A 19,252-nucleotide genomic window follows, 5' to 3' on the forward strand; every position below is an offset into this window, starting at 1 on the left:
TAGAGGTCTTTTTTTGGTACTTCTGAACATCTTAATTATAGTATAATTGGATTTTTGACAGGCGAACACAAGCTGAGCAAGATTTCTAGGTCTTGCTAGAAACAAAGAAAATTTTAAGGTATTTTAGATAGTAATAATAAATACTTTGAGTTCCAACAGGGGATCTATAATGAAAAGATATAGCTTGAAAGATGAATTTAAAGGCTACAAAAAAGGAACAACTTTTTACGTAGTTGCTGAATCAGAGTTCATTGGTGTAAAAGAATTTGTATTACGCACTCAAGATTTAAAATACAGGTTAAACATCACTGAAGCTGAACTTAATAAACATTTTACTTTATTAAAATAACTAATGATTCATGCTGTTAATCGGAAAAAGGAAAAGCATTATGATGGAAAGAGTATCTTGAAAACTTCATTTCATGTAAAATAGGATATGGAAATAAACAAAAATTATTGTTATTATGCTTGGAGGAAATATGGTGTCATACATACTTAAAGAGAATTTCAAAATGTTTGCACTTTCTTCGAATCGAGATCTTGCTGAAGAAATGGTGCAGCTATTAGGCTGTGATCTTGGGAATAGCTCAAGTACACAGTTTAGCGATGGGGAGCTTCAAATTCATATTCAAGAAAGTGTTAGGGGAAGTGAAGTATTTTTGGTTCAATCGACTTCAGAACCAACAAATGAACATATTATGGAACTGCTCATTATGATAGATGCTTTAAAAAGAGCTTCCGCTAAAATGATTAACGTTGTCATGCCTTATTTTAGTTATACCCGCCAAGATCGGAAAGCTCGATCACGAGAGCCGATCACTGCTAGACTTATTGCCAATCTATTAGAGACTGCTGGTGCTACTAGAATTCTAACGATCGATTTCCATTCCCCGCAAGTACAAGGCTTTTTTGATATTCCAGTGGATCACTTAACTGGGATTCCAATTCTCACCGATTATTTTAAGAAAAAGGCGTTAGAGGATCTGGTCATTGTGGCACCACATAATGGGGGAGTAGTTCGGGCGAGAAAGATGGCCAATTTACTAAATGTGCCTCTTGCACTAATTGATCGCCGTCGTCCAGAACATGATGAAACAGAAATTATGCATATTATTGGAAATATTGAAGGGAAAAACACGATTATTGTTGATGATTTAATTGATACAGCCGGTACGATTACGACTGGAGCAAATGCATTGATCGAAAATGGGGCAAAAGCGGTTTATGCCTGCTGTACTCATGCAGTTCTGTCAGGTCCAGCTATCGATCGAATCGCGTCATCATCCATTAAAGAACTAGTGGTAACGAATTCGATTAAACTGCCTGAAGAAAAAAGGATTGATAAAATCACTTCTTTATCTGTTGCTCCATTACTAGTAGAAGCAATCGATCGGATTCATAATCAAAAAGCGGTAAGTCCATTATTTGAATAGAATCACAAAGTTAGTCCCTATGTAGAAATCGTCAATTACTAGATCGAACATGTTTTCAGCATGTTCGGTCTTTTTATTTCTTTAATTTTCATGAGGAGAAATTGCCACTTCATTAAAAAAGGCAAAATCTATCGCCTTGATGTGAATTCCCATTTTGAAAGTCAAATCTGCTATAATAAAATATAATAGAAGGGAGGGAAGCTAGATGGAAAAAACACTTAATTTGATTTTAGATAAACTTGCTTCATTTGAGAACGTACAAAAAAGACAAGGTGAATTAATTCATCAATTAATTAATACTGTAGCTGCTACAAATGTAAAAATCTCTGAAACAAACGAAAAGGTAGACACCATCGAAAAAAGAGTAGATTCAATTGAGATGAAGGTAGATTCCATTAATGAAGAGGTTAAAGAAATCAAGCAATCCATGATAACAAATCATGATCTCGCGTATTATGACCAAATGATCTCTGAACATTCAAGGCAAATTTATAAATTGAAAAATAATTAACACATCCTCATGGTTTCTCCTTTTTTGATTAAAAACACTTCCATCTTTGTTCAATTTCCTTTTCATTAGTCACTAGCAATTCGTGAACTTGCTTACATTATAATGATAAATAATTAATAAAAGAGCCTGTCCGGCATGTTTTAACTTGATAGTGGATGTCGGATAAGCTCTTTTTATATTTTATAATTTTTAGAAAAATTTTAATTATCAAATATTAATCTTTATAGTATAATTTATGTATTAGTATGAATAAATTAGTTCATTTAGTCTATAAAATCCTAAAGAATGGAAATCTAAAATGCTAAATGTGAAATTAAATCCTTTAATCGTATTAATAGTCATTTTCCTTGGGATAATAGTCGGGGCAGTTATTAATAAAGATGCTAGTTTAAAAGCTAGCAGTGCGTTCCATATGGATGCATATTATGGAAAAAAGGGGCAAGAAAATCATCACATAGCTGGATTAACACCTAATTATGTCATGGAGTATTTAGAAGAGAATGGGTTTTCAATTAATCCAGTCTATTCAGATACAAAAGCTGACATTTATACTGCGAAAATAATACCAGATCATACAAATGTTATCGTTCAAGTGAATGTTTATTATGAACGGATAAGAAAAGAAATTATTTTAATAGAAACAAATATTGATGGAAGAAATCATTCAGGAGATCCTGATATAAAAAAAGCTGTAGAACACGTTACAGACGTTGCAAATACATATTTTTTTCTTGTAGCAGCCATACCGTATGATTCAAACCAAATGGAGGAATGGGTAAAGCTGCATATCACTGGTTCATATTTTCAAACTCCTAAAGTAAAAACAAGTGCACGTATTGGAATGGGAACAATTAATATTTTGGGAGATCCATTGTTTCGGACGCTAGAATTAGATTTTGGTTATACGGATCTATTTTCGTCTGGATGGAAGACTCCGTAACGGTCATATATATGAACGTTACGGAGTCAGGTATTTTAGGGACCCTAGCCTTGTGTCCCAAGATATGAACTTTATTTCTTTGATGTAAGGACTGATCTAACAGCAGAGTGCCAGCCAGTAAGCTTTTGCAGTCTTTTGTCTTTACTCCATGAGGGGATGTATGTGCCCTCTGTTTGATAAATATGATCTATTTCTTCGTCATTCCAGAAACCGATACCACGACCACCGGCATATGCCGCTCCGAAGGCTGATAGTTCAGCTGTTTTTGAAGTAATAACGGGTTTATCCAAGATTTCTGATTGGAGCTGCATTAGGATTGCATTTTTCGATGCCCCACCGTCACCCCTTAATTCAAAAATAGGGATATTCGTTTCCTTATTCATTAAATCAATCACATCATATACTTGATAAGCAATACTTTCAATACAAGCTCGAAGGAGATGTGCTCGAGTAGTGGAGCGATTCATGCCTATGAAGGCTGCTCTGGTATTAGCGTCCCAATATGGCGCACCCAAACCTACAAATGCAGGTACGACATAGACGCCGTCTGTATCCTCAACTGAAGAAATTAGCTGTTCAAGATCATCATAGGTTTCAAATAGATTTAGATTATCTTTTGCCCATTTAAGACTATCACCACTTGTATGAATGATTCCTTCTAATGCAAATTGTGTTTCGTCTTTTAATTTCCATGCTAAAGCAGTGACCAATCCATCTGCTCCTGATACTGGCTTTGATCCGACATTCATGAGAACTGAAGAGCCTGTACCGTAAGTAGTTTTTACCATTCCTGGTTTTGTACATCTTTGGGCAAATAATGCAGCCTGTGAATCACCCATTACTCCACATATAGGGATTGGAGAGCTAGTTTTTTCAAAGATATCAGGGTCAGAGAAATAGCCGAAAATATCATCTGAAACTTTCACTTCAGGTAACGTCAATTCCTCTAATCCAAATAAATGAATTAACTCTTTATCCCATTGTAAAGAATGAATATTAAATAACAGTGTTCTACTTGCATTCGTATAGTCAGTAGCATGGACGGCTCCGCCTGTTAATTTCCAGATAAGCCAGCTATCCATCGTACCTGCAAGCCAATTTCCCTTAATCTTTTGATCGTTCATTTGATCCAATAGCCATTTCCATTTTGTCGCTGAAAAATAAGGATCTAGCAGAAGTCCGGTTTTTGAACGAATGAACGGCTCATGGCCATCTATTTTCATTTCCTCACACATGGAAGCTGTTCTACGGCACTGCCAAACAATTGCCTTGTGTATGGGTTCACCTGTTTCTCTGTCCCAAATCAATGCAGTTTCCCGCTGATTTGTAATGGAGATAGAGGCTAGTTGATCAGGAGAGGTACCTGAAGATGCAAGTACCTCTCTAATAGTGATTTTTACATTTTCGTAAATTTCATTTGGATCATGTTCAACCCAACCAGCTTGTGGATAGTATTGCTTATGTTCCCTCGTGCATTTGCTGATAATCTGCCCTTTTTTATTGATAAGAAGTGCTTTCGTCCCAGAGGTACTTTGGTCAAGCGTGAGCAAAAATTCACGTTCCATTCTTATTCCTCTTTTCTGAGACCTTCTTCAATAATGCGTGAAACATTTTCAGAACTAATTCCATAATGGTTGAATACTTCTGCGGTTGTTCCAGCAATTGGTGCTTCGTCAGGGATCCCAAGGATACGAAGTGGTACTGGACAATTTTGTGAAGTCGTTTCTGCAACGGCTGCGCCTAATCCGCCATGAATACTATGTTCTTCAATTGTCACGATAAATCCAGTTTCTTTTGCTGCTTTCAACACTTCTTCTGTATCAAGTGGCTTGATCGTATGCATATTGACTAGGCGGCAGTTAATTCCTTTTTGTTCAAGAAGTTTGCATGCATCCAACCCAATTTTAACAGTTTCACCACAGGCAATAATGGTTGCATCGTTTCCATCGCGCAATCTTACTGCTTTACCAATTTCAAAATCGTAATCATCTGATGGATACACATCTGCAACTGGATTACGTCCAATCCGCATATAAACGCCACCATCATATTCAGTAAGAGCTTCTGTCATTTTTTTTGTTTCATGGCGATCGGCTGGAATCATAACAGCAAGACCAGGAATTGCTCGAGTAACGGCGATATCCTGTAATGAGTGATGGGACATTCCGAGTGCGCCGTAACTGATGCCGCCACTAATTCCAACTAGCTTTACATTTGTTTGTGAATAGGCAACATCGACTTTAATTTGTTCAATGCTCCTCATGCTTAAGAAACAGGCAGGGGAGGTAACGAAAGGTTTTTTCCCACTATGGGCAAGGCCGGCAGCTACTCCAACAATGTTCTGTTCTGCTATTCCCATCTCAACAAATTGTTTTGGATATGTTTCAGCAAAAGGGCCCATCGCAGCTGAACCACGAGAGTCGCTGGCAAGAACCATTATATCTTGATCTTTTTCAGCTATTTGCATTAATGTCTCACAAATAACCTGTCTGTTTGGAATTTTATTCATGACATGGTTCCTCCTTAGAATCCAAGGATTCAATCTGTGCCTGTAGCTCTTGCACGGCAAGGGCTAGTTCCTCTTCGCTAGGAACACGATGGTGCCAGTTGATCGCATTTTCAGCAAAGGAAACACCTTTTCCTTTCACTGTGTTTGCAATGATTAGCGTTGGTTTTCCTTCTACAGAAGGAACTTTATCAAATGTTTCTATTAAGGCATCGATGTCGTTGCCATCAATTGAAACAACATGCCAACCAAAAGCTTCCCACTTTTTATCTAGGGGATCTAGCCCCATCACATCTTCGGTACTTCCACTAATCTGAAGACCATTTCTGTCAATGATACCTACTAAATTATCAAGTTTGTAATGGGAGCCAGCCATCGCAGCTTCCCAAACCGAACCTTCTGCTTGCTCACCATCACCCATTAAACAAAACACTCGATAATCATTGTCGTATCTTTTTGCAGCTAGAGCCATACCTACTGAGATAGGCAGTCCGTGTCCTAAAGCGCCAGTATTCATTTCGATGCCATCAACTTTATTATTTGGGTGGCCTATTAATCTAGTTCCAAACTGGGAAAACGTATCTAATTCGCTTGAAGGGAAGTATCCAAGGTCAGCTAAGATACACCATAAAGATTCAACGGAATGGCCTTTACTAGCGATAAATCGATCACGTTCATTCCATTTTGGTTCCATTGGATTATGGCGCATTGTATGGTAATACAGAACAGTTAATATATCTGTATTACTTAGTGATCCGCCCGTATGTCCAGCTTTCGCTTTATGAATCATTTGCATTAATCGAATGCGGATTTCAGCAGCCTTTTTCTTCAGTTCGATTGATTTACTCATTTCATATCACTACCTCTCAACCATGATCGGATTTCATCTTCCGTTGGATCAACTGGATCAGGATTTAAACCTGGAATATAGTTGCAAGCTTCATAAATAGCAGGGATTACATTTGCATGAATGCCAACTGAGTGATGGACATATGGACCTTTTACCAATTTTTCTTCCCAAAGCGGCCAATCGTTTACTTCAACCCAAACATAAGAACCTCTAGTGAAGGGACCTTCAATGCCTTTTGCTTTTCCTAAGAAAATAGAATACTCCCCATGATCGCCATCAAAACGAGCAAGTGTCATGGAACCACCACGGATTTCTCCTTCATGTGTACCTGGGGAATGGTCATCAAATAAGAAATGTCTTCTAAGTTTCGGTTTATCTTCAACAGATAATGAGACTGGGAAGTTTCCGCAATGAAACAATAGCTCGCCATTATCATTTTCAGGATGTCTAATCGTTAAATCAGCAAAGAACGTCGGGCTTGTATTCATTGTTGCGGCTTGAACCATAACAGATGTAATGGCTCCATGTATATCTGTTTCGCATGTTACTGGTATTTGCTCATCTGTAAGAATCGCATTTGCCAAACAAGGCATAATTCCCATTGAATCCTGCAAGGAGGACCAGCATTGGATTGCAATTGCAGTACATTGATTATCAGTAGCAAGCGTTTTCATAGCTACTTTTAATGCGGCAATTTTCCGGATATCTTCATCGCTCACGTCGATAGCATCCAGATTTGTTTTAATATATTCGATTGCTTCATCCAACTCAGGACTTTCTTTAGCTGCCACTTTCTTTGATGCGCGCTTAATATCTTCAATTGTAATTGGGTGTAATTCAATGCCGAATCGTTCTAATAATTCGCCTTCATTGCACATCATTGTCCAGAATGAAGTTGGACGTGGACCAATTTGTAAGATTCGTAGAGAATTAAAGGCTTTAACAACATTCGCAGCAGCGATGAAGTTAGTAAATCCACGCTCAAATATAGGATCATCCACTCGGCAATTTGTAATATATGTGAATGGTACATTAAATCTTCTTAATACCTTGCCAGTTGCGAATAAGCCGCATTGTGTATCTCGTAAGCGCATGCCATCCTTTAGAGGAGCTTCATCTCTTGGTCCCCATAAGAGAACAGGCTTGCCAATCGTTTTTGCTACTCGAGCTACTGTATCTTCTGTTCCGAAATTACAATGTGGAAAAAATACTGCATCCACTTTTTCCTCTTGGAATCGTTGAATAATCGACTCCGAACTAATCAAGTCATTGTATAATAATCCCTCATCATTGATGCCTTCTAAATCAATAATTTCGATATCTAGACCAAAGGATTCCATTTTTTCACGTATTTGTACTTTATAACGATAAGCGTCTTCTGCGCTAAAAGTGAAACGTCTTGTTGGTGCATAGCCTAATTTGAATTTTGACATTTAGAATGCCTCCTTAAATGTTCTTTCAATGTCATCGTATCATCGGCAGAATATCTCGTCAATAAATTAATTTAGTTATTTTTACTAAAAAATATTAGTTTAGATTTAACAGTTTTAAATAGTGTTAATCTTTATGTACTAAAGCTTTACCTTGTATTTATTTTTTGGAAATAGTAAACTAAACTTGTTTACAGATAGAGTTCGAATGTTATTTTTACTGGATGGTGACGCGGAAAATGAAGATGGAAGATATCGCTAAACTCGCTAATGTTTCTAAATCTGCTGTTTCACTTGCACTTAGTGGCAAGCCAGGGATTAGCAGTGAAACGCGGGATAAAATATTAAAAATCGTGAAGGAAACAGGCTATATACCTCGTTCAATGGTGAAAGCTGATCAAGTTTATGGAGGGAGTAATTCACTTCGCTTCTTAGTTATTACTGATTCAAGATTTATGATGGATCAGTTTTATAAACAGCCTTTTTTTATGGAGCTCATCCATTATATTGAAGAGCAATGCCGTTTGAGAGGGTACTCTCTCATTTTTTCAACTCTTGATATTGGCCAGTTTGAAAGAGAGATAAGCTTGTTGAGTGATGATACAGAAAATAGCGGCATTATTTTACTAGGAACCAATTTGAATAAGAAACAAATAGAAGAAGTCATAGGTATTCATACTAATTTAGTTGTACTGGATACATATGTAGATGAACTAAAGGTTGATTTTGTTGTAATGAATAACATCATGGGTGCTTATCAGGCTAGTACTTATTTAGTTGAACAAGGTCATCAACATATTGGTTATGTACAGTCAGATTTTCGGATGCATAATTTCGAAAGTCGAAAACGAGGATTTTGTAAAGCTCAAAAGGAACTTGAGTTTCAATCATCAGAGAAAGATATATATATCATGTCTCCAACAATCCTTTCTGCACAGGAAAAGTTCCAGCAGCAAATAAAAGAGAAAATCGCTAAAAACGAGTCATTGCCGACAGCTTTATTCTGTGAAAACGATTATTTAGCAATTAGTGTGATTAAATCACTAAATGAATTAGGAATAAAGGTTCCGGAAGACATCTCAGTTGTAGGTTTTGATAATATCCAAGAATCCGTCATCATTTCACCTGAGTTAACTACTGTGCATGTTGACAAAGAAATGATGGCTTCACAAGCAGTCGAACAAGTTATTCGATTAATAGAAAATAAAGACAGGATCGGATTAAAAACGATTGTTGATACAAAGTTAATTGAGAGAAAGTCAGTAAAAAAGTTTAGTTCGGAAAGTTAGGGTTTTTCTTACTACCCTGACTTTTCGGACTTTTTTTATGTAAATTGATAGAAAATGAAAAAGTTTAGTTTTTATCACTAAAATAAATTACTTAATCTACAAGAAATTGTATTGACACATAAATAAAAATATTTTAGAATCGATTCATGGAACATGTTTCACATTCCTGTATTAGTTTATAAAAGCGTTTACAAAGTTTAGACGAAATACATAATGTTTAGTTGTTTTTTTTAGGGTGATTGTAAACGCTTTCCAACACTACTTAACCAGGATAGAAAGGGTGATGTTTATGACGAATATGCGGAATATCGCCAAAGAAGCAGGAGTTGGAATTGCTACAGTATCTCGTTATATAAACAATACTGGTTATGTGAGTGAGGAAGTAAAGTCGAAGATTGAAAGAGTTATTGAAAAATCCAATTATCGGCCAAATGAACTGGCAAGAGCGATCTTTACAAGAAACTCTAAGATTATAGGACTGCTGGTACCTAATATATCGAATCCGTATTTTAATGAAATGGCACTAATCATTGAAGAATTTGTAAGTAATCTTGGATTCTCAATTTTCCTATGTAATACAAATGATGATCCTGAGAAGGAGAGACATTATATTGACGTCTTACAAGGACATCGTGTTGCGGGAATCATTACAGTTAGAAGCCAATGTAAAGAAGAATACACTACACATGATATCCCAGTTATTTCTTTCGAAAGTAATATTTCCGAACAAATCATTACAGTTTCAACGGATAACTATCTCGGAGGAAGGCTCGCTTTTGATCATTTATATGAATGCGGTTGCAGAAAGATGGTTCATATTGCAGGGCCGGATTTCTCTAATGCGATTAATGATCGGTACATGGGTTTTGTGGATGCGGCTAAAGAAAAAAATTTAGAAGTAGATATCATCCAATTTAAAACAGACTTTCAAAGAAAAATGCTTGAGGCTAATATAAGAACACTTGAAGATATTGAGAGTTATGATGGGATCTTTGTTTTCAATGATATAGCAGCTGCTACAGTTATAAGGTATTTCAAATTGAAGAACGTTAATATTCCACAGCAAGTACAGGTGGTAGGATTCGATAATAGTTATATTGGAGAATTCTTATATCCGTCGTTGACAACGATTGAACAGTCCGTCCAAGAGGTAAGCAAAATATTGGCGGAAGTACTTGTTAAATTAATTAAAGGAGAAGCTGTGGAACAAAGAAAAATATCAATTATACCTAAGCTAATTCAACGGGAAACAACTAAAACTTTCGAGAAGTTAAACAAAATAACTTAGCAAATATTATCTGTACTGGAGGTGTTATCGTGGAATTAAAAATGACTGATATTAATAAAAGTTTTGGCGAAGTCCAAGTTCTAAAAAATGCTGGAATTCACGTAAAGGAAAAAGAAATACACGCACTTATGGGAGAAAATGGTGCTGGTAAATCAACGTTGATGAAAATCTTAACAAGCGTTTATACGAAAGACTCTGGAGTAATCGAAATTAATGGTGAAGTTCAAGAGTTTACTAATATAAAAGATAGTGAGAATAAGAGAATAGCCTTTATTCATCAAGAATTAAACGTACTGAACGAAATGAGCATCGTTGATAACATGTTTCTAGGAAAAGAGAAAAAGAATAAATTCGGTCTGATTGATAAAAAAACGATGGTAAAGATAGCAAAGGAAAAACTTCTATTACTTGGCCTTGATGTTGATCCTAATACTCATATAAAAGATATTTCTATCGGAAAAAGACAGCTAGTTGAAATTGCTAAAGCCCTATTAATGGATGCAGAGCTCATTATTATGGATGAACCAACAGCTGCATTATCAGATAAGGAAATTGATTTGCTCTTTAAAATCATAAGGGAATTAAAAGAAAAAGGTGTATCGTTTGTTTATGTATCTCACCGAATGGAGGAAATCTTCGACCTTTGTGATGAGATAACGGTCATGCGTGATGGCGCGTTTATTGGTCAGAAAACGATAGCAACTACAAATTTTGATGAAATTGTCAGTATGATGGTAGGGTATGATTTGGATGAACGGTTCCCAAGGGTCGAAGTTGAACCTGGAGATGTCGTTTTATCTGTCAAAGATTTAACGAAAAAAGGGAAATTCGAAAATATTAATTTTGAAGTTCGTAAAGGAGAAGTTCTCGGCTTTTCAGGTTTAATGGGATCAGGTCGTACTGAAGTCATGCATGCAATTTTTGGAAGTTTCCCATTTGAATCCGGTTCCATTTCTATCGATCAAAAGGAAGTCAAGATTAGTTCTCCAATTGTAGCCAAGAAATTGGGAATTGGTTTTATCACTGAAGATAGAAAAAATGAGGGATTGATTCTTAGTTTTTCTGTTGCTGAAAACACAGTCTTACCTTCTTTAAACACTTTTACTGAGAAGAAGTTAATTAAAAAAGGAAAGATTTCGAGTGTTGTCGCAGAGTACATCAAAAAGTTAAATGTGCGAACGCCAAATCAAACGATTGAAGTTGGTAAATTAAGTGGAGGAAACCAGCAGAAGATTGTTATTGCAAAATGGCTTATCACGAAACCTAAGATTCTCATACTAGATGAACCTACGAGGGGAGTAGACGTAGGAGCAAAAAAGGAAATTTATGAGATTATCAATCAATTAAAACAAGAGGGAGTTGCCATCATTGTTGTATCCAGTGAACTGCCAGAAGTACTTGGTATCTCGGATCGTGTGGCAATTATGCATGAGAGAAAATTGAAAAAAATATTAGATATTAAAGAAGCAACGCAAGAAAAAATAATGGAATATGCCACAGGTGGAGGGGTGTAAAGGTGGAGAAAATAGGAAGTATATATAAAAAGTATGGAACATTCATTGTCTTACTAGCCTTAGTGATCATTGTATCTATCATTAATCCCAAGTTTTTATCGATGTACAATATACTTAATATTTTCAAGCAAGTTTCCATTAATGGCTTAATTGCCCTAGGGATGACCTTTGTTATTTTAACAGGTGGAATTGACTTGTCAGTTGGGGCTATCTTAGGTTTAACTGGTATGATTCTGGGACTATTAATAGCAGGAGGAACACCGGAATTAATTGCTATACCAGCGGTTCTTATTATTGGTGGACTATTGGGATTATTTAACGGAATTTTAATATCAAAAATTAAATTACAAGATTTTATTGTGACACTAGCAACTATGACCATGTTTGGTGGACTAACCTTGATTATATCTAATGGAATTCCAGCAATGGGTATTACAAAAAATGCTCCTGTGCTTGATTTCTTTAGTCAAGGAAGTATAGTTGGAATTCCATTTCCGATGATTGTCTTTATCGTTGTTTTCTTCATCTTATTAGTCCTCTTGCAAAATACAGTTTTTGGACGAGGAGTCTATGCTATTGGCGGGAACGAAGAAGTTGCAAGACTTTCATCTATGCCTACTAATCGCATAAAAACAATGGTTTATGTTATCAGCGGTGTTATGTCTTCCCTAGCTGGGATTATCTTAACTTCAAGACTAAGCTCATCACAGCCTACGGCTGGTGCAGGTTTCGAATTAGACGCAATTGCTGCGGTTGTTATTGGTGGTACTAGTTTGGCCGGAGGTAGAGGAAGACTGTTTGGTACTTTTATTGGTGTACTTATTATTGGGGTATTGAATAATGGTCTTAATATCATTGGTGTTTCTGCTTTCTTCCAGCAATTTATTAAAGGGCTAGTTATTCTTCTTGCGGTTATTCTAGATCGTAAGAGTGCTAGATAAAAATGAAAAAAATAGGGGGCAAGAAAATGAAGAAGTTTTCTTTAGTGTTAGTTGCGTTTTTCCTACTCTTTTTAGGTGCATGTAGTAACAGCGATGAAGGCAAAGGAGAAGCAGGAGGAAAAGAGGGTAAAGAAGGCAAAGGGAAAATTGCTTTACTTATGGCGGATTTAGGAAACCCATTCTTCCATGTGCTACGTGATTCTGTTGTTAAACAAGGTGAAGAGTTAGGCTATGAAGTAATTGTATATGATGGACAAAATGATGCTTCACAACAGCCATCACAAATTGAAGATGCACTTCAAAAAGGTGTAGATGCAATCATTATTAATCCAGCAGATGAATCATCTACTGCAAATGCTTTAAAAGATGCAATTGCACAAAACATTCCAGTTGTTACTGTGGATAGATCTGTAGATGTAGATGGCGTTCTTTCATATCTTGTAACTGATAATCTTAAAGGCGGAGAACTTGCGGGTGAATGGTTACAAGAAAAAATGCCTGAAGGTGGAAATGTTATCCATATGGAAGGTGTAATGGGTACAGCTCCTCAACGTGAACGTGGAGGCGGTTTCTTAAGTGTAATCGATCCTGCTAAAAATCCAGATAGTAAATTTAAAATTATTGATACTGCTGTAGGTGATTTCTCAATGGCTCCTGCTGAAGCAGCAATGTCAGATTTATTAGCTAAACATGATGATATTGATGTTGTTTTCGCTCAAAATGACACAATGGCTGTTGGTGTTGCTCGTGCAATCGAAACGGCTGGCAGAGAAGATGACGGAATTGTTATTATTGGCTTTGACGGTGCAAAAGAAGCTTACGATTTAATTGAACAAGGAAAAATGAGTGTGACAGCTGTTCAAGATTTCGAATTTATCGGCGCAGAAGCAGTTAACTATGTAAATGGCTTCCTTAAAGACGGTACAAAGCCTGAAGCAGAAGTTTTAGTTGATGTTTTCATGTCAGATTCAAAGTAAAAGTGTAAAAAAGTTGTACCCCTTTATCTTACTAAAAATAAAGGGGTATTTTTATATGTGCTTACCTGCCTTTAAGGAGTGAAAATAATGAAATATGTGATAGGTATTGATTTAGGAACAAGTGCTGTTAAAACAATATTAGTTGATCAAAATGGAGAAGTTGCAGCTGAAGCAACAAAACGATACCCGCTTATTCAGATAAAATCAGGTTACTCTGAACAGGATCCAGAATTGTGGGTAAAACAAACCATTCTGTCTTTAATAGAATTAGTGAGTCAGTTTCATGGCGACCCAAAGGATATTGAAGGAGTAAGTTTCTCAGGTCAAATGCACGGATTAGTTTTGCTCGGTGAAAATAATCAGGTACTGCGTCCTGCCATTCTTTGGAATGATACGAGAACAAGCCCGCAATGTGAATTAATAACAAAGGAATTCGGTGAAGAGATTCTAAGGATATCAAAAAACCGTGTACTAGAAGGGTTTACATTACCAAAAATATTGTGGGTGAAAGAGCATGAGCCTGAGGTTTTTCAACAGACAACTCATTTTCTGCTCCCTAAAGATTATGTAAGATACCGGATGACCGGCATGATTCATAGTGAGTATTCGGATGCCGCAGGAACCCTGCTTTTAGATATCGCAAAAAAGGAATGGAATCTTGAAATTTGCAATAAATTTGAAATTCCTATCAATATTTGTCCACCACTTATTGAATCACATGCATTTGTAGGAACTCTATTGTCTGAAATAGCTGATGAAACCGGACTTGCTCCTGAAACTAAGGTATTTGCTGGCGGAGCAGACAATGCGTGTGGAGCAATAGGTGCAGGTATTCTCTCGCCAATGTATACACTTTGCAGTATAGGCACTTCTGGTGTCATCCTTTCTTATGAAGATGACAAAGAGCGAGATTATAATGGCAAAGTCCACTTTTTTAATCATGGAAATCCTGAGTCCTTTTATTCTATGGGCGTTACATTGTCTGCTGGCCAAAGCTTAACTTGGTTTAAAGATACATTTGCGAAAAATGAGTCGTTTGAACAATTAATGGAGGGAATTGATGAGATTCCTGCTGGATCAAATGGGTTGTTATTTACTCCTTATTTATTCGGCGAAAGAACACCTTATCCTGATTCCAGCATCCGTGCGAGCTTTATAGGAATGAATGGTACTCATAAGCGCGAGCATTTTGTGCGAGCGGTTATGGAGGGCATTATTTTTTCATTGAACGAATCGATCGAAATCTATCGTGAAGAAGGAAAAACAGTTGATACGATCATTTCTATTGGCGGCGGAGCGAAAAGCGATGTTTGGCTGCAGATGCAGGCAGATATCTTTAACACGCGGGTTGTCAAGTTAAAGAGTGAACAAGGTCCAGGTCTTGGAGCAGCAATGTTAGCTGCATTCGGAGCGGGCTGGTTTTCCTCTTTAGAAGAATGTGCAAACCAATTCATTCAATTCACAGACGAATTTTTACCACAAGCAGAACAAGTAATAAATTATAAAAAGTTATTTAAAATCTATCAATTAATCTACCTAAATACAAAAGAAATAAGTGAGAAACTGCAAGATTTTCGCTTATAAAAGACAAACGGGACAAGGGGACAGGAACCTTGTCCTGTTTGTGTGAAAAAGTGCTATAATAGATGCATTCGTTTACTTTGTAATCGTTAAATATGCGAGGAGGTTAGATGTAAAGTATGTTCTCACGTTATAAAGTTTTACAAATTATAGGTGCAACCATGCTAGCGGTATTTGTGATGGCTGGTTGTGGGACAACATCAGAAAGTGGACAGAAAGAGGAGACAGGGAAGCAATCGCAATCAAGTGGTAACTCTGAATATCCTTCGACCGTTAAGGAAAATCCGATTGTTACGATTTCGATGGAAAATGATGAAGAGATCATCATTGAATTGTATCCTAAAATTGCGCCCAATTCAGTTGCAAACTTTATATCACTAATAGAAAAGGGATTTTATAATGGATTAATTTTTCACCGAGTGATCCCGGATTTCATGATTCAAGGCGGGGACCCGGCTGGAAACGGTTCAGGTGGTCCTGATTATTCAATTAATGGTGAGTTCGCTACAAATGGGTTTGAGAATAACTTAAAGCACGAGCGTGGGGTTCTTTCTATGGCTCGAACACAAGATCCAAACTCTGCAGGTTCTCAATTTTTTATTATGGTAGAAGATGCATCCCATCTTGATGGACAGTATGCTGCCTTTGGTAAAGTAATCGAAGGGATGGAAGTGGTTGATAAAATTGTTTCTGTCAAACGAAATGGAGAAATGCCTGAAGAAGAACAGAAGATGAAAACGGTAAAAGTAGATACAAAAGGATATGATTATCCCGAACCAGAAGTTCATTAATATCCCAAATAGAATATAATATTATAGAAGGAATGGGTCAACTTATCAGGTTGACCTATTCCTTTTTTTGTTAACCATTCCAAATATATGGTTTGATGAAAATCACAGAATATCTATAATCCTAAATATATAATGGATGTACGTTAAATAATTTGAATCGTTCTTTATAAAAATGAGTGTAAAGAGGTTAAACAAATCATGCAGAACAAGAATACATATGTTCCATCAAGATTTAATGCACTATCACATACAGAAGATCACGGGGTAGTTCTTTATAATAGTTATAATGGTGCAATCGTCCATTTTTCAGAGGCTGAAAAAGAAGCAGTATTATCTTCCCTAAAAAGAACCGGTACAGATCATCTTGAAAGTGAAATCAAACAAGATTTATATGAAAATGGCTTTTTAGTTTCTAATCAAGTAGATGAAAAAAGGAGAGCCCAATTTCTGCATCAATCTTTACACCGAACAGATGTGATGCATCTTGTTCTCTTGCCGACAGAAGCTTGTAATTTTCGCTGTACTTATTGTTACGAAACGTTCCCGCGTGGAAAAATGAATCCGGAGACCATTCGTGGATTAAAAGCGTTAGTGAAAGAAAAAGCAACGAATCTATCTCATTTAAATATTAGCTGGTTTGGTGGGGAGCCACTTTTAGCATTAGATGTCATTGAAGAATTATCTGTTTCATTTTTGGCTGCCGCAAAAGAAAATAAGATTGATTATTCATCAGACCTTGTTACAAATGGGTATTTTTTAACTAAAGAAGTGCTTCAACAATTACTCTCTTGGGAAATTCGGCAATTGATGGTGACCATTGACGGGATTGGAGAAATACATGATAACCGTCGACATCTAGCGGGTGGTGGAAAAACATTCGATCGAATTATCGAAAATCTTCAAGCGATTAAGGAAGTAGAAGGAGAGTATGATCTAACCATTCGAGTGAATTTTGATGAAAGCAATTTAGAAGAAACATCTCAATTGATCGATTTTTTAAAAGTGAATTTTGCAGATGATAAGCGATTTGGCGTCTTATTTCGACCTGTTGGCAGATGGGGCGGGGAAAACGATGATGAACTTCCTGTTTGCAGCCAAGTACAATCCAATCGGAAAATTTGGGAATTTACGAATGAGTCTGTTGTTCAAGGAATGGGGATGGCTACCATGATTGCTGGCTCCCTAATGCCAACAGGATCGGTATGCTATGCAGCAAAGCCTCATTCTTTAGTTGTCGGAGCCAATGGCCAGTTATATAAATGTACCATTTCTTTTGATGAAGAAGTAAATAAGGTTGGGACAATTGATGGCAATGGACATTTAGAGCTGGATTTTGACAAAATAGCTGCTTGGACAACTTCAGGAGAAGAAACGGATGCTGTCTGTCAATCTTGTTTTTATCGCCCAGTCTGTCAAGGGAATCATTGTCCATTGTATCGAATGAGAACAGGAGAAAGGCCTTGTCCTTATGAAAAAAGAAGTATAAAAAAAGTCTTAAACCTTATTTGGAAGAATAGTTTGCAATGAATGAAAGGAGGTGAATGGACATGCGCGTTTTACGTCCTGGAACAACACCAGTCAAGACAACAAATTCCGGAAAAATAATGAAATCAGTACCTGGAAACTTAAATTAAAATCATATGGCCCTTGTTACCATTCATTTTAATACTTAATTTCTAAACTTTCCATCGTATACCTTATGCGTCTATATGCAAAAAGTATGAACACAAAAACCTTTCATTTTTTAATGAGAGGTTTTTTTGTGTTCATACTGAATAATACAAGATATTGTTAACATAATGTTTTATAACGGAGAATTGTTATGAGAGTGTATATATATTGGAATAGCAGTTGAACTAGCTGTTTTTTCTTTCGGAAGGAGCTGGTTACTATGTATAGAAATAGATACAAAGAGCTAATCATTGTTTTATGTGTAGCTTTATTGATATTTCTTATAGTGAGTGCGTTTCGTAACATTTCCATATATGTTGTGTATAGCTCTGGGATCGGTACATTTATTATTTTTGGTTTGATCATTTTGGCAATCTTTGTTTTATACGTTAAAGGCCGGTGAATAATGATATGAAGATCATTATTTCTTTGAATGAAACCTATCTGGAATCTGAAATATTTCTAGTTATTGTTAAGTCATGGTAATCTTATCTTAATACGGTTGCAGCAAAAGGGTGAGGGTTACTCTTTTGCTGTCATCCAATTAAAGGAGTTGGATTTTAATGTCAGAACAATTTGAAAAGGCAATATTTGCAGGTGGATGCTTTTGGTGTATGGTATCACCATTTGATGAGCAGCCAGGGATTATAGAAGTGGTTTCAGGCTATACAGGTGGATTTACGGAAAACCCGACTTATGAAGAGGTATGTTCGGATACAACTGGACATTATGAAGCAGTTCAGATTACATACGATCCTTCGATTTTCCCCTATAAAAAATTATTGGCGATTTTTTGGCAGCAAATTGACCCGACTGATGGAGGTGGACAGTTCAATGATCGTGGACAATCCTATCGTACGGCAATTTTCTACAGTAATGAGCAGCAAAAGGAGCTAGCTAAAGCATCAAAAGCTGAATTGGCTGGCAGTGGACGCTTTCAAAATCCGATTATGACAGAAATTCTACCGGCAGGCCCTTTCTATAAGGCTGAGGAAAAGCATCAGCATTATTATAAAAAAAATCCATTCCACTATAATTTATATAAAGAAGGTTCTGGAAGAGCTCGTTTTATACGCGAGAACTGGAAAACAATCAAAAGTGATAAACAATTACGAGAAGAACTAACAACCATTCAATATGAAGTAACAAGAAATAATGCGACTGAGCCTCCCTTTCGAAATGAATATTGGAATCACACGGATGAAGGAATATATGTTGATATCATTTCAGGTGAACCACTATTTAGCTCAACAGATAAATATGATGCAGGCTGCGGATGGCCAAGCTTTACGAAATCCTTACACCGTCCAGAAATCGAAGAGAAATTAGATACTTCTCATGGGATGCGTCGCATAGAAGTTCGATCAAAAACGTCGGATTCCCACTTAGGACATGTATTTGATGATGGTCCAGGACCAGATCATGCCAGATATTGCATAAATTCAGCGGCACTTCGATTTGTACCTAAGCATAAGCTTGAAGAAGAAGGCTATGGGGAGTTTTTAAGTTTATTTAAATAAAGGGTATGTA

At 36.6% G+C, this 19,252-nt stretch carries 17 protein-coding genes; 13 read left to right on the forward strand and 4 right to left on the reverse strand.

The window, feature by feature from the left end; all coding sequences use genetic code 11:
* Positions 1-169: 169 nt before the first annotated feature.
* The 4 genes from ACFYKT_RS14025 to ACFYKT_RS14040 all read left to right on the forward strand — a co-directional run bounded on the left by ACFYKT_RS14025 (position 170) and on the right by ACFYKT_RS14040 (position 2,884).
* Positions 170-349, forward strand: a complete 180-nt coding sequence (locus ACFYKT_RS14025; RefSeq protein WP_389220676.1) for a hypothetical protein — start codon at positions 170-172, stop codon at positions 347-349.
* A 130-nt stretch (positions 350-479) separates the two neighbouring features.
* Complete coding sequence (locus ACFYKT_RS14030; protein WP_389220678.1) at positions 480-1,433, forward strand: ribose-phosphate diphosphokinase; 954 nt, start codon at positions 480-482, stop codon at positions 1,431-1,433.
* A gap of 205 nt (positions 1,434-1,638) precedes the next feature.
* Complete coding sequence (locus ACFYKT_RS14035) at positions 1,639-1,944, forward strand: hypothetical protein (RefSeq protein WP_389220681.1); 306 nt, start codon at positions 1,639-1,641, stop codon at positions 1,942-1,944.
* Between the two features lie 298 nt (positions 1,945-2,242).
* Positions 2,243-2,884 carry a hypothetical protein gene (locus tag ACFYKT_RS14040; RefSeq protein ID WP_389220683.1) on the forward strand — a complete coding sequence of 214 codons (642 nt, stop codon included), beginning with the start codon at positions 2,243-2,245 and terminating at the stop codon, positions 2,882-2,884.
* Positions 2,885-2,955: 71 nt separating this feature from the next.
* Here the strand turns inward: ACFYKT_RS14040 and ACFYKT_RS14045 are convergent, their stop codons facing one another.
* From ACFYKT_RS14045 to ACFYKT_RS14060, 4 genes are read right to left on the reverse strand one after another with little or no spacing between them, the layout of a single operon-like run.
* Positions 2,956-4,449, reverse strand: a complete 1,494-nt coding sequence (locus ACFYKT_RS14045; RefSeq protein ID WP_389220686.1) for an FGGY family carbohydrate kinase — start codon at positions 4,447-4,449, stop codon at positions 2,956-2,958.
* A gap of 2 nt (positions 4,450-4,451) precedes the next feature.
* Positions 4,452-5,393: a transketolase family protein gene (locus ACFYKT_RS14050; RefSeq protein WP_389220689.1), complete on the reverse strand. Its 942-nt coding sequence runs from the start codon at positions 5,391-5,393 to the stop codon at positions 4,452-4,454.
* The gene (locus tag ACFYKT_RS14055; protein ID WP_389220692.1) at positions 5,386-6,240 is read right to left on the reverse strand and encodes a transketolase; all 855 of its coding nucleotides are present in this window, start codon (positions 6,238-6,240) and stop codon (positions 5,386-5,388) included. Before ACFYKT_RS14055 ends, ACFYKT_RS14050 begins: the two co-directional genes overlap by 8 nt.
* Positions 6,237-7,673, reverse strand: a complete 1,437-nt coding sequence (locus ACFYKT_RS14060; protein WP_389220695.1) for an L-fucose/L-arabinose isomerase family protein — start codon at positions 7,671-7,673, stop codon at positions 6,237-6,239. Before ACFYKT_RS14060 ends, ACFYKT_RS14055 begins: the two co-directional genes overlap by 4 nt.
* A 236-nt stretch (positions 7,674-7,909) precedes the next feature.
* Between ACFYKT_RS14060 and ACFYKT_RS14065 the strand changes: the two genes are divergently transcribed.
* From ACFYKT_RS14065 to msrA, 9 genes are all read left to right on the forward strand, one after another.
* Complete coding sequence (locus ACFYKT_RS14065; protein WP_389220698.1) at positions 7,910-8,959, forward strand: LacI family DNA-binding transcriptional regulator; 1,050 nt, start codon at positions 7,910-7,912, stop codon at positions 8,957-8,959.
* Between the two features lie 289 nt (positions 8,960-9,248).
* Positions 9,249-10,247, forward strand: a complete 999-nt coding sequence (locus tag ACFYKT_RS14070) for a LacI family DNA-binding transcriptional regulator (protein WP_389220701.1) — start codon at positions 9,249-9,251, stop codon at positions 10,245-10,247.
* Between the two features lie 29 nt (positions 10,248-10,276).
* On the forward strand, positions 10,277-11,761 hold the full coding sequence (locus tag ACFYKT_RS14075; protein ID WP_389220704.1) for a sugar ABC transporter ATP-binding protein: 1,485 nt from the start codon (positions 10,277-10,279) through the stop codon (positions 11,759-11,761).
* Between the two features lie 2 nt (positions 11,762-11,763).
* Positions 11,764-12,702 carry an ABC transporter permease gene (locus ACFYKT_RS14080; RefSeq protein ID WP_389220707.1) on the forward strand — a complete coding sequence of 313 codons (939 nt, stop codon included), beginning with the start codon at positions 11,764-11,766 and terminating at the stop codon, positions 12,700-12,702.
* Between the two features lie 26 nt (positions 12,703-12,728).
* A complete protein-coding gene (locus ACFYKT_RS14085) occupies positions 12,729-13,679 on the forward strand; it encodes a sugar ABC transporter substrate-binding protein (RefSeq protein ID WP_389220710.1) in 951 nt (316 codons plus the stop codon).
* A gap of 87 nt (positions 13,680-13,766) precedes the next feature.
* The gene (gene xylB, locus ACFYKT_RS14090; RefSeq protein ID WP_389220713.1) at positions 13,767-15,263 is read left to right on the forward strand and encodes a xylulokinase; all 1,497 of its coding nucleotides are present in this window, start codon (positions 13,767-13,769) and stop codon (positions 15,261-15,263) included.
* Positions 15,264-15,379: 116 nt separating this feature from the next.
* A complete protein-coding gene (locus tag ACFYKT_RS14095) occupies positions 15,380-16,051 on the forward strand; it encodes a peptidylprolyl isomerase (RefSeq protein ID WP_389220715.1) in 672 nt (223 codons plus the stop codon).
* 198 nt (positions 16,052-16,249) lie between these two features.
* Entirely contained in the window at positions 16,250-17,578 is a 1,329-nt protein-coding gene (locus tag ACFYKT_RS14100; RefSeq protein WP_389220718.1) for a radical SAM protein, read from the forward strand.
* A 707-nt stretch (positions 17,579-18,285) separates the two neighbouring features.
* Positions 18,286-19,242, forward strand: a complete 957-nt coding sequence (msrA, locus tag ACFYKT_RS14105) for a peptide-methionine (S)-S-oxide reductase MsrA (RefSeq protein WP_389220721.1) — start codon at positions 18,286-18,288, stop codon at positions 19,240-19,242.
* The last annotated feature ends 10 nt before the right edge of the window (positions 19,243-19,252 follow it).

Origin of the sequence: Cytobacillus mangrovibacter, assembly GCF_042865275.1 — a bacterium.
Classification (GTDB): Bacteria; Bacillota; Bacilli; order Bacillales; family Cytobacillaceae; genus Cytobacillus; species Cytobacillus mangrovibacter.